The sequence below is a fragment of the uncultured Dysosmobacter sp. genome (genome assembly GCF_947631635.1).
Taxonomy (GTDB): domain Bacteria; phylum Bacillota; class Clostridia; order Oscillospirales; family Oscillospiraceae; genus Oscillibacter.
This window is the reverse complement of sequence record NZ_CANRMB010000011.1, coordinates 1-12,120: the sequence shown is the minus strand read 5'-3', so window position 1 is coordinate 12,120 and position 12,120 is coordinate 1. Positions and strand designations below refer to the sequence as shown.

General features: G+C 59.0%; 13 protein-coding genes. All 13 read left to right on the top strand.

From position 1 onward, the window contains the following. The first annotated feature begins 9 nt into the window (after window positions 1-9). Entirely contained in the window at window positions 10-897 is an 888-nt protein-coding gene (locus Q0Z71_RS07440) for a ParB/RepB/Spo0J family partition protein (protein ID WP_298020274.1), read from the top strand. Next, complete coding sequence (locus Q0Z71_RS07435; protein WP_298020271.1) at window positions 894-1,439, top strand: hypothetical protein; 546 nt, start codon at window positions 894-896, stop codon at window positions 1,437-1,439. Before Q0Z71_RS07440 ends, Q0Z71_RS07435 begins: the two co-directional genes overlap by 4 nt. 55 nt (window positions 1,440-1,494) lie before the next feature. Beyond that, complete coding sequence (gene serS, locus Q0Z71_RS07430) at window positions 1,495-2,802, top strand: serine--tRNA ligase (RefSeq protein WP_298020268.1); 1,308 nt, start codon at window positions 1,495-1,497, stop codon at window positions 2,800-2,802. 189 nt (window positions 2,803-2,991) lie between these two features. Beyond that, a complete protein-coding gene (gene mscL, locus Q0Z71_RS07425) occupies window positions 2,992-3,447 on the top strand; it encodes a large-conductance mechanosensitive channel protein MscL (RefSeq protein ID WP_298020265.1) in 456 nt (151 codons plus the stop codon). Then, on the top strand, window positions 3,447-4,142 hold the full coding sequence (gene rsmG / locus Q0Z71_RS07420; RefSeq protein ID WP_298020262.1) for a 16S rRNA (guanine(527)-N(7))-methyltransferase RsmG: 696 nt from the start codon (window positions 3,447-3,449) through the stop codon (window positions 4,140-4,142). Before mscL ends, rsmG begins: the two co-directional genes overlap by 1 nt. A gap of 101 nt (window positions 4,143-4,243) precedes the next feature. Then, window positions 4,244-4,996 (top strand): septum site-determining protein MinD, encoded by a 753-nt coding sequence (minD, locus tag Q0Z71_RS07415; RefSeq protein WP_298020259.1) that lies wholly within the window; start codon window positions 4,244-4,246, stop codon window positions 4,994-4,996. A gap of 21 nt (window positions 4,997-5,017) precedes the next feature. Then, window positions 5,018-5,431: a methylglyoxal synthase gene (locus tag Q0Z71_RS07410; RefSeq protein ID WP_298020256.1), complete on the top strand. Its 414-nt coding sequence runs from the start codon at window positions 5,018-5,020 to the stop codon at window positions 5,429-5,431. A 195-nt stretch (window positions 5,432-5,626) separates the two neighbouring features. Then, complete coding sequence (locus Q0Z71_RS07405; protein WP_298020253.1) at window positions 5,627-6,049, top strand: hypothetical protein; 423 nt, start codon at window positions 5,627-5,629, stop codon at window positions 6,047-6,049. Continuing rightward, a complete protein-coding gene (locus tag Q0Z71_RS07400; protein ID WP_298020250.1) occupies window positions 6,046-6,246 on the top strand; it encodes a hypothetical protein in 201 nt (66 codons plus the stop codon). Before Q0Z71_RS07405 ends, Q0Z71_RS07400 begins: the two co-directional genes overlap by 4 nt. A gap of 163 nt (window positions 6,247-6,409) precedes the next feature. After that, window positions 6,410-7,765 carry a histidine--tRNA ligase gene (gene hisS, locus Q0Z71_RS07395; RefSeq protein ID WP_298020247.1) on the top strand — a complete coding sequence of 452 codons (1,356 nt, stop codon included), beginning with the start codon at window positions 6,410-6,412 and terminating at the stop codon, window positions 7,763-7,765. 46 nt (window positions 7,766-7,811) lie between these two features. Next, entirely contained in the window at window positions 7,812-8,723 is a 912-nt protein-coding gene (locus Q0Z71_RS07390) for a restriction endonuclease (protein WP_298020243.1), read from the top strand. Window positions 8,724-8,773: 50 nt separating this feature from the next. Next, window positions 8,774-10,558, top strand: coding sequence for an aspartate--tRNA ligase (gene aspS / locus Q0Z71_RS07385; protein WP_298020240.1), 1,785 nt, complete (start codon window positions 8,774-8,776; stop codon window positions 10,556-10,558). 638 nt (window positions 10,559-11,196) lie between these two features. Continuing rightward, window positions 11,197-12,120: glycoside hydrolase family 3 N-terminal domain-containing protein (locus Q0Z71_RS07380; RefSeq protein WP_298020237.1), on the top strand; the 924-nt coding region annotated here is incomplete at its 3' end.

Genomic DNA, 12,120 nt, shown 5'->3' with positions numbered 1-12,120 from the left:
GCAGATCCCATGGCATCGAAAAAGCCCTCCGGCCTGGGCCGGGGACTCGGCGCCCTGCTGGGCGACGATGTATTGAAGACTGAAAGCACGGGAAACCTCTATTTACCGATCTCCCAGGTGGAAAGCTGTTCCTCCCAGCCCCGCAAGTCCTTTGACGAAGCGGCTCTGGCCGAATTGGCTGATTCCATCCGGGAGCACGGCATCATCCAGCCTCTGACCGTACGGAAGCTGGCCTCCGGCTATTACCAGATCATCGCCGGTGAGCGCCGCTGGCGCGCCGCCCGGATCGCCGGTCTCCAGGAGGTGCCCGCCATCGTGATCGAGGCGGACGACCGCAAGGCCGCCGAGCTGGCGATGATCGAGAACCTCCAGCGGGAGGACCTCAATCCCATGGAGGAAGCCGCCGGTTTCCAGGCCCTGATCGACAACTATCATATGACCCAAGAGGAAGCCGCCCAGCGAGTGGGAAAATCCCGCAGCACCGTCACCAACGCTCTGCGGCTGTTGGGGTTGACGCCTGCCGTGCGCAAGCTGGTGGAGGAGGGAAAGCTCTCCGCAGGACATGCCCGGGCGTTGCTCCCCCTTCCCTCTGGTCTCCAGGAAAACGCGGCCAATGCGGTTTTATCCGGCGGACTCTCTGTCCGGCAGACAGAGGCCCTGGCGAAACGACTGGCAGCTGAGAAAAAAGCCAAAAAGCAGCCCGATCCCACTCAGGTGGACTACACCGCCGAGGCCCAAAAAGAGCTTTCCTCCAAGCTGGGGCGGGGCGTAAAGATCGTGTCCGGCCGCAAAAAGGGACGCATCGAGCTGGAATACTACGGTCTGGATGACCTGAATGACCTGCTGGAGGCCCTTGCGCTCCTGCGGTCAGCGAAAAAGAAAGGATCCTCGCTATGAAACTTGAAAAACGCAGCAGCGGCGGCGAGGAGCTTCCCTCCATGCAGGAGGGCAAGCCCGCCAAAAGCAAGCCCGTTGTTGTCTATATCATGATCCTCTTTATCGCGGCCTTTCTGCTGATGGCCCTCTCCTTTCTGATGCACCAGCGCAGCAACACCGAGGCGCTGGGCCAGCTGCAAAACTCCGTCTCCACCATGCAGGAGGTCCAGTCCTATCAGGAGAAGATCATTCAGCTTCAGGAGGAAGTGACGGCTGCCCAGGGGGCCATTGAAGATCTGGAGGCCGAGGCCAGCCAGACCCAAAAGGACCTCCTCCAGGCCCAGGGAGAACAGCAGGCGCTGCTCGCCCTGTACGCCTTGCAGCAGCAGTACTCCGCCGGAGATTATGCCGCCTGCAAGGAGACCATGGAGGCGATGGAAGCAGCCGGCTATGAAACACTGCTCCCCAAACGTATCGAACAGGGCGTAACCCCGCCCTCTGAGCGCTATCAGCAGCTGAAAGACGCTGTGCTTGATAAATTGGAAGCCCGCACAAATAAATGAATGTTTCACGTGAAACATCTCGCTGGAAACACTATAAATAAAGGAGAACCGCATCATGCTTGATATTCGTTTTGTCCGCGAAAACCCCGATATCGTCAAGGAAAACATCAAAAAGAAATTTCAGGACGCCAAGCTTCCCCTGGTGGACGAGGTCATTGATCTGGACGCGCAGCGCCGCGCCGCCATCGCCGAAGCGGACGAGCTGCGCAAAAACCGCAACGCCCTGTCCAAGCAGATCGGCATGCTGATGGGCCAGGCCAAAAAGGACCCCAGCAAGCTGGCGGAGGCCGAGGCCGTAAAGAAGCAGGTCACCCAGCAGGCCGAACGTCTGGCGGAGCTGGAAAAGCAGGAGACCGTGCTGGATGAAGAGGTCCGCAAGCGGATGATGGTCATTCCCCAGATCATCGACGACTCCGTGCCTCTGGGTCCGGATGACTCCGCCAACGTGGAGGTGGAGCGCTTTGGCGAGCCCAAGGTCCCCGACTTCCCCATCCCCTACCACACCGACCTGATGGAGACCTTTGACGGCATCGATATGGACGCCGCCGGCCGCGTCTCCGGCAACGGCTTCTATTATCTGCTGGGCGACATCGCCCGCCTGCATGAGGCGGTGCTGGCCTATGGCCGTGACTTCATGATCAGCAAGGGCTTTACCTACTGCATCCCCCCCTTCATGATCCACGGCAACGTGGTGGAGGGCGTTATGAGCCAGACCGATATGGACGGCATGATGTATAAGATCGAGGGCGAGGACCTGTACCTCATCGGCACCTCCGAGCACTCCATGATCGGCCGCTTCATCGACCAGATCATCCCCAATGAAAAGCTGCCCCAGACTCTGACCTCCTATTCCCCCTGCTTCCGCAAGGAAAAGGGCGCCCACGGCATTGAAGAGCGGGGCGTGTACCGCATCCACCAGTTCGAAAAGCAGGAGATGATCGTGGTCTGCAAACCCGAGGAGTCCAAGGACTGGTATGAGAAGCTGTGGCGCTACTCTGTGGAGCTGTTCCGCTCCCTGGACATCCCCGTCCGCCAGCTGGAGTGCTGCTCCGGCGACCTGGCCGACCTGAAGGTCAAGTCCTGCGATATCGAGGCCTGGTCTCCCCGCCAGCAGAAGTACTTCGAGGTCTGCTCCTGCTCCAATCTGGGCGACGCCCAAGCCCGCCGCCTGCGCATCCGCTACAAGGACGAAAACGGCAAGACCCAGCTGTGCCACACGCTGAACAACACCTGCGTGGCGCCCCCCCGTATGCTGATTGCCTTCCTGGAGAACAACCTCCAGGCCGACGGCACCGTAAAGATCCCCGAGGTTCTGTGGCCCTATATGGGCGGCACCAAGGTCCTGGTCCCCACCAAGAAGTAACAGCGCCTGCCCCTCAAAAATTCCGGGCCCTTTCCAGCGGATAGCAGGACGCCGGGTCATACCTTGCTTCGTTGCCCAGCGTCCTGGCCGCCCTATTTGGGTCGAATTCCCTGTATCCATTGGGCCGCAACGGTTTCATATGTATATACTTTTAGTATAATTTTATTATTATATAACAGGAGGTTACTTATGGCAACCGAGAAGAAACAATCTGGCTTTTTATCTGAATTCAAGACGTTCATCGCCCGGGGCAACGTGATGGACATGGCCGTCGGCGTTATCATCGGCGGCGCTTTCGGCAAGATCTCCACCTCCCTGGTCAATGACGTTATCATGCCCGCCGTCTCCATGCTCACCGGCGGCGTGGACTTTAACAATTGGAAAATCGTTTTGAAGGCGGCTGTAGCCGGTGCCGATGGCGCCATTGACCCCGCCACCGAAGTAGCTATCCGCTACGGCGCTTTCCTAGCCACCATTCTGGATTTCCTCATCATCGCCTTCGCGGTGTTCTGCCTCATCAAGTTCCTCAATGGCCTGCACCGCAAGAAGGAAGAGGCCCCCGCCGCGCCCCCCGCTCCTCCCGAGCCCTCTGCTGAGGAAAAGCTGCTGACTGAGATCCGTGACCTGCTGAAGGAGCAGAAGTAATGGAGCAGCTCCTGCGGGACGGTCTTGCCGCGCTGGGACTGCCGGAGGACGGGGTCCCCTCCCTGCTCCGGTATGCGGAGTTGCTGTTGGAGAAAAACAAGGTCATGAACCTGACCGCCATCACGGAACCGGCGGACATTGCCGCGCTCCACTTTCTGGACAGTGCCGCACTCCTTTCCCTGGCGGACCTGCGGGGGAAAGCTGTGGCGGATGTAGGGACCGGCGCCGGTTTTCCGGGAATGCCGCTGCGCATCCTGGAGCCGTCCATCCGCCTGACGCTTCTGGACTCTCTGAACAAGCGCATCGACTTTCTCCGGGAGGTCTGCGGGGATCTGGGTCTGACGGATGTCGCCTGCGTCCACGCCAGGGCCGAGGAATTCGCCGCCGGCCACCGGGAGTCCTTTGACGCCGTCACCTCCCGGGCGGTGGCCGGACTGCCCCTTCTGGCGGAACTGTGTCTTCCCCTGGTGAAGGAGGGCGGATATTTTCTCTCCATGAAATCCGTGGATTCCGACGCGGAGCTGCGGTCCGCCGCCCACGCCATCCAAGTCCTAGGCGGGACGGTGGAAAAGGTATCGGACTACACCATTCCGGGCACAGATGTCCGCCACCGGCTGGTCTGCATCAAAAAAGTCCAAAAAACTCCCCAAAAATATCCCAGAGCATTTGCAAAAATCAAAAAAAATCCGTTATAATATACGCACATTCCACTGTTTTGCGCTATACATGCCGAAAATTTATGTTATAATGGATGGCAGAAAATAGTAAATAATTGTGCAGGAAAGGGGGCCAGTTCATGGAAACACGCGGACAATGCATCGCCGTTGTATCCGGCAAGGGAGGCACAGGAAAGACCTCCTTCACGGCCGGTGTGGGCTCTGCCCTGGCATTGGGCGGCAAGCGCGTCCTGTGCCTGGACTGCGATGTGGGCCTCCGGAACCTGGACCTGGCCCTGGGCCTCACTGACCGGGCTTTGATGGATTTCTCCGATGTGGCCCAGGGGCGCTGCTCTCTGGAGTCCGCTGTGGTGGAGCACCCCAAGATCCCCGGCCTGTTTTTGCTGACCGCCCCCGTCCGCAGCCGCGGCCGTCCGGTCAGCGAGCGCCAGATGGCAGACTTGCTTCAGGAGATCCGCAGACGGTATGACTACTGCCTGCTGGATGCGCCGGCGGGCCTGGGCGGCGGATTTCTGCTGGCCACCTGCGCCGCGGACCGGGCTGTCGTGGTCACCACCGCAGACGCCTCCTCCCTCCGGGACGCCCAGCACACCGTCATGGAGCTGAACCGTTTTTCCAGCGGTTCCCTGCATCTGGTGGTCAACCGGGTACGAAAGAAAATGCTCCGCAGCATGCACGCCACCATTGACGATGCCATTGATAAAGCCGGCCTCCCGCTGATCGGGGTGGTCCCGGAGGATGACGCCCTCCCGCTTTGCCTGAATCAGGGCGTCCCGTTACTTTTGGCAGGCGCCCAGCCTGCCGCCTCCGCCTATCGAAACATCGCCACGCGCATTCAGGGCGGCAAAGCCCCCCTTCTGCGCATCAAATAGAAGAGAAAGGAGTCCATCCCAATGAATATCGCGATCATGTCTCACGACAACAAAAAGGACCTGATGGTCCAGTTCTGCACCGCCTATGCCGGCATCCTGTCTCAGCACCGGATCTACGCCACCAACACCACGGGACACATGGTGGCCGAGGCCACCGGTCTGAACGTGCACTGCTTCCTGTCCTACGCGCACGGCGGCAGCCAGCAGATCGGCGCCCGCATCGCATATAACGAATTTGACCTGGTCCTGTTCTTCAACGATCCCAGCAACGAGAGCATGGCCGGCGACATCTCCTATATCTCCCGCCTGTGTGACCAGAACAACGTCCCCTTTGCCAGCAACATCGCCACTGCCGAGATGCTGGTGCTGGGTCTGGCCCGGGGCGATCTGGACTGGCGCTGCATCGTCAACCCCTCCACCCGTCCCATCGCTTGACTTTTTTGGAAAAAACGCATACAATCACAGATACCGCAGAGATGCCGCAGCAGTACTCCGGCAGCCGATCCTCAGAGAGGGGCGCAGCGCTGAAAGCGCCCCGTTCGGCCCGGGCGAAGGACAGCGGCGGAGCGGGGGCGGAAACGCCCACGGCGCCCTCCCCGTACCAGGAGGCCAAAGGAGACCGTTTCGGTCTTGAACTTGGGTGGCACCACGAAGCGTCTGTTCGCTCTCGTCCCAATGCTGATGGGACGGGAGCGTTATTTTATCGGAAGGTATTTTATGCGCCGGTCCTGGGAGATTGCCAGAAATGAGCACTACTCTGTGAGCTGCACCGGCCAGACAGTCTGCCTCTGCGACGCCAGCGGCACGGAACCTGCAGCATTCAAAGACTTGAAATATGCCTACACACCCATGTTTTCCCCAAAGGGGGATCCGTTTATCGTAAAATCCACCGCCGGTTGGCTGGCGGTCTATTCCCTGGAGCCGCCAAAGCTTGTGAAGAAATTTAAACTCTCCCCTCTGGGCGCCGCCCAGGATGAGGGCTGCTGTTTCTCGCCGGACGGCAGACTGTTTTTCAATATTGAAAACCCCTCTCCAGCCGTGAGACAGAATTGACCATCTATGGAACCGCGGACTTCCATGTTCTCCGCAAGCTGTTCCGCGGCGAGCGCTCCATTGTGCCGGACCACATTGAATGGGATGCGGAGACCGGCGGCTGCTATTTACTGGGCTTTCAGCGGGGCAGCGGCGGCGCCTTCTCCCGCGGTTTCGTCGCCCGGCTGGTCAAGGATGACAGGCTGCTGGTCAAATAGATCGACGAAAAAGATTACGACTATATACAGGCATACAAACACTTGGAACTCAGGGGATTTACCCAAAAAGCTATCCGATGGTCTCGGCTGAAAGACCGTGAATCGGCCGCAGTGCGGCTGGCAGAGATCTTTGAGACCAGCAGAAGAAAAGGAGACGATTACCATGGCTAAAATGACCCCCCGGACGCTGTCCGGCTTTATGGAGCTTCTTCCCGCGCCCCAACAGCAGATGGAGCGCATCATGGAGGTCCTCCGCCGCACCTATTCCCTGTACGGCTTTACCCCTCTGGACACCCCTGTCATCGAATCCAGCGATGTGCTGCTGGCCAAGGGCGGCGGCGAGACGGAAAAACAGATCTACCGCTTCCAGAAGGGCGACGCCGACCTGGCCCTGCGGTTCGACCTCACCGTCCCCCTGGCAAAATACGTGGCCCTGCACTACAACGACCTGACCTTCCCCTTCCGCCGTTTCCAGATCGGCAAGGTCTACCGGGGCGAGCGCGCCCAGCGGGGCCGGTTCCGGGAGTTTTACCAGGCGGATATCGACATCATCGGCGACGGCAAGCTCTCCATCATCAATGAGGCGGAGATCCCCGCCATCATCTACAAGACCTTCTCCACTCTGGGCCTGAAACGGTTCCAGATCCGGGTGAACAACCGGAAGATCCTCAACGGCTTTTACACCATGCTGGGCCTGACGGAAAAGTCCGGCGACGTGATGCGCACCGTGGACAAGCTGGACAAGATCGGTCCCGAGAAGGTCAAGGCCATTCTGGTGGAGGATTTCGCCGTCAGTGCGTCCGACGCCGGCGAGATTTTGAAGTTCATCGCCATCGGCGGCGGCAGCGAGGCCGTGCTGGCGGCGCTGGAGGGCTACCAGGGCCGGAATGAGATGTTTGACCAGGGCCTTGCCGAGCTGAAGACCGTGGTGCGGTATCTGGCGGATTTCGGCGTGCCCGCCGAAAACTTCGCCGTGGACCTGACCATCGCCCGGGGCCTGGACTACTACACCGGCACCGTGTATGAGACCACCCTGCTGGACCACCCGGAGATCGGCTCCGTCTGCTCCGGCGGACGGTATGACAACCTGGCGGAGTACTACACGGACCGCCAGCTCCCCGGCGCGGGCATCTCCATCGGCTTGACCCGTCTGTTTTACGTCCTGGGCGAGCAGGGCATGCTGAATCCCGATCTGCCCACCGCCCCCGCCGATGTGCTGATCCTGCCCATGACGGAGGACCTCTCCGCCGCCATCGGTCTCGCCACCCAGCTCCGGGAAAACGGCATTCGCACCCAGCTCCACTGCGAGGAGAAGAAGTTCAAGCAGAAGGTCAGCTATGCCGACAAGCTGGGCATCCCCTATGTCATCTTCCTGGGCGAGGACGAGATCAACGCCGGTGTGGTGGCCTGCAAGGACATGTCCACCGGCGAACAGACCAAGCTGGAGCCCCCCGCCACCATCTACCGCATCAAGGCGGGCCTGGCGGAACGGGAAAAAGGCGCGGTGATTTTGGGATAAACGAATACGATCCATAGAAATAGAAAGATACAGAAAGAGGCTTTGTATGGGAATTCCAAAATACAACGAAATGTATCTTCCTCTGTTGAGAGCCCTCGGGGATCGCGCAGTTCATACAAACCGGGAGATGGCTGATACAATTGCCGAAAGCCTTGGAATTACACAGCAAGAACGGCAGCAACTCACACTCACAAGCGGTGTATCAGTCTTCTCAAATCGGGTAAACTGGGCCTGCACATACCTGAAAAAGGCAGGACTGGTGGAAAGCGAAAGGCGCGGTCATCATCGCCTGACAGACGAAGGATATCAAATCCTGCAAAATCCGCCCCCACTTCTGGACAACAATTTTCTTTGCAAATATCCCTCTTTTCAAGCTTTTTATCTGACAGAATCCTCCTCTTCCGAGCGAATTTCCAACCCCACCGAATCAGATGAAACGCCTCAGGATTTGATCGACCACGCATTCTCTTCCCTCAACCAAAAGCTGGCTGATGACTTAATGGCAGAAATCATGTCCAAAGACCCCGTTTTTTTTGAACAGTTGGTTGTCAAACTCCTTCAAAAAATGGGATATGGCGGCTCGGCCTCTGACTCTGGTTTTGTCACGCAGCAATCCAATGACGGCGGCATCGACGGCATTATCCGGGAAGATAAATTGGGCTTTGACCAAATCTACATTCAGGCCAAACGCTGGGATCCTGAAAAGTCGATCAGCCGCCCGGATATCCAAAAATTTTCCGGCGCGCTTCGTGATGAAGGCGCGTCAAAGGGGCTGTTTATTACCACTGCAAAATTTTCAGACGGCGCTCGCGCCTCTGCCGAAAGGCAGCACATCGTGCTGGTAGACGGAAAACGGCTTACCCGACTAATGATCGAATATGATCTTGGCGTCTCCCCCATCGCAAAATATGAAATCAAGACCATTGACTCTGATTTCTTCAACGATGCGGAAGAATAAAAATACAAATCGCAATAAATCAATTTTATTATACAAATAGGAGTTATTTTATGATGCAGAATCGTACCCATACCTGCGGGGAACTCCGGCTCAGCGACGCTGGAAAGCAGGTAAAGATCGTGGGCTGGATGGAAAATATCCGGGAGGTCTCCTCCAGCCTGGCCTTTATTGTCGTTCGGGACTTCTACGGCACCACCCAGGTGGTGGCGGAGACCGAGGAGATGGTGAACACCTTCAAGGCCATTACCAAGGAATCCACCATCAGCGTGGAGGGCACCGTCCGGGAGCGGGACAGTAAGACCGCCAAGATGGCCACCGGCGACATTGAGATCGTCCCCGCGCAGGTGTCCGTCCTGGGCCGCTGCCAGCACAATGAGCTGCCCTTCCAGATCAACCGCAGCCGGGAGGCCGACGAGGCCCAGCGGCTGAAGTACCGCTATCTGGACCTGCGGAATCCCGCTGTCAAGGCCAACATCGTCCTGCGGTGCCAGGTGGTGGCCGCCCTGCGGCAGGCCATGACGGAGCACGGTTTCCTGGAGATCACCACGCCCATTCTGACCGCCTCCTCCCCCGAGGGCGCCCGGGACTATCTGGTGCCCGCCCGAAACCACCCCGGCAAATTTTACGCCCTGCCCCAGGCGCCCCAGCAGTTCAAGCAGCTGCTGATGACCTCCGGCTTTGACCGCTACTTCCAGATCGCCCCCTGCTTCCGGGACGAGGACGCCCGGGGCGACCGCTCCCCCGGCGAATTCTATCAGCTGGACATGGAGATGAGCTTCGCTACCCAGGATGATGTGTTCGCCGTTCTGGAGGACGTGCTGCCGCCCATTTTCGCCAAATTCGGCACCTACAATGTAGCTTCCGCAGCGCCTTTCAAGCGAATTAGCTTTACAGAGGCGATGGAGACCTACGGCTCCGATAAGCCGGATCTGCGCATCGATCTGGTGGTGCGGGACGTGAGTGATCTGCTGGGCGGCATCGGCTTTGGGCCATTTGAGGGCAATGTGGTGAAGGCTATTGTAGTCTCCGGCTTCTCCGCCACCCGCAAGCAGATCGACAAGCTGTGCGCCGATGTGGAGGTCCAGGCCGGGCAGAAGCCCTACTGGTTCCGCGTGGACGAGAAGGGCGAGATTGTGGGCGGCATTGCCAAGTTTATTCAGCCGGTGAAGGATCGGGTGGTCTCTGAACTGGGGCTGGAACCCAACTGCTTCGTGGGACTCACCGCCGGGAAGAAGGGCGCGGCCCAGAAGACCGCCGGTGTGCTGCGGAACAAGCTAGGCACCATGTGTCCCAATCACATGGACAAAGAGCGCTACGAGTTCTGCTGGATTGTGGACTTCCCCATGTATGAGATCGGCGAGGAGAGCGGTGAGCTGGAGTTTTGCCACAACCCCTTCTCCATGCCTAACGGCGGCGCGGAGATTCTGGACAAGGCCATCGCCGGGGAGATTGATCCGCTGACCATCACCGCGTTCCAGTACGATCTGGTGTGCAACGGCGTGGAGCTGAGCTCCGGCGCGGTGCGGAATCACGACCCGGAGATCATGATTAAGGCGTTCAATCTGGTACGGCTGGGCGAGGACGACGTCAAGGCCAAGTTCCCCGCCATGTACAACGCTTTCTGCTACGGCGCGCCTCCGCACGCCGGTATCGCCCCGGGCGTGGATCGAATGGTGATGCTGCTGGCCGGCGAGGACTCCATCCGGGAGATCATCCCCTTCCCCATGAACAAGAACGCACAGGATCTGATGATGGGGGCGCCTTCTTTTGTAGAGCAGAAGCAGTTGGATGAACTGCACATTGCTGTGACGGAAAAGGAGAAGGAGGAGGCGTGAGCCTCCCCCCTCCCCTGCCGGGGCGGGGGTGCGGGGGTTCCACCCCCATGGCCTGGGTGCCGGGGGCTTCCAGCCCCTTATTGGTCTTTTCTTTTTGTTTGATTCATCTCACCCTGGGGCCACTTTTGGACGCCCAAAAGTGGCCGGAAAAACCGCCAGCCCTACGGGCTGGACCCCCTTTTTTGCGGGAGATGGGTATTGAGCAGAACCCAGAGAAGCCCTCATCGGTACTGCTTTTTTGTTTTAACTGCCCTCCGTCGCTCCGTTCTACTCCGCGAGAGGGAGACAGGCCGTACAGCGCAACCAATGCGAAGGTCGCCAAAGGCGACTGGGCGCTGCATAGATATCTCTCGTACAACAGCTCTAAAATAGCCGCTTCGCCTTATACACGGGAGTGAGTTCGGTTTAGACCGGACGGACTACAGGGTGAGCGCAAAAATAATCAAACATTAGGGTTCCAAGGGGCGGAGCCCCTTGGCGCGCTTTTTGGTAACTTTTTCCCGCGCGGGAAAAAGTTACCCGGGGCGTGGGGCCGGGGAGGCCCCACATCCTCCGTCCCCCCGGCAGGGGAAAACCAAGCGTTGGCCGGAGGCCCCTACAGCCCAGTCTACGAACAGAGAAAAACGAGGTACATCGTGATGAAAAGAATCATCCCTTTTCTGCTGGTGCTCCTGCTCCTGGCGGGCTGCGCTGTGGAAAATAGCGCCGGCAATACCAATTTAAATAATACAAATAGTAATATCAACTCAAATAATAACAGTAACGGAATCGCACCTCCGCCGGAAGACGGGGAAGACAATCAATCCCCGGGGGACGGGGACGAGGACAAGCCCCCGGCGGGGGCGGATCCAAGGGCGGAGACTGTGGAGGCTATCTTGGCCTCCATGTCCCTGGAGGAGAAGGTGGGGCAGATGTTCTTCGTCCGGTGCCCCGCCGCTGGGGCGGTGGAGGATATCAGCGCCTACCATCTGGGCGGCTATATTCTCTTCGGCCAGGATTTTAAGGACGCCGCCGGGACATGGCTGACCGGAGAACAATTCATGGGGAACATCGCCTCCTATCAGGCGGCGGCAAAAATTTCTCTGCTCATCGGGGTGGATGAGGAGGGCGGTACCGTGGCCAGGGCCAGCCGGAATCCCAACCTCTTTCCCGCTGTCTTTAAGTCCCCTCAGAAGGTGTTTGCCGCCGGGGGGTTGGAGGCGGTGCGGCGCGACGCCCTGGAGAAGAGCGCGGGGCTGCTGGCGCTGGGCATCAACGTGAATCTGGCACCGGTGGCGGACGTGTCCGTGGACCCAGCGGACTTCATCTACGACCGGGCTTTCGGTCAGGATGCCGCCGCTACGGCGGAGTACGTGGAGACGGTGGTCAGCGCCGCGAATCAGGTGTCCTATGAGTCGGACGGGCGGACGCTGGGTATCGGCTCGGTGCTGAAGCATTTCCCGGGCTATGGAAATAACGTGGACACCCATACCGGCATTGCCATCGATGAGCGGGAATACAGCCAGTTTGAGAGTCAGGACTTCCTGCCTTTCCAGGCGGGGATCCGGGCCGGGGCCGGCGGG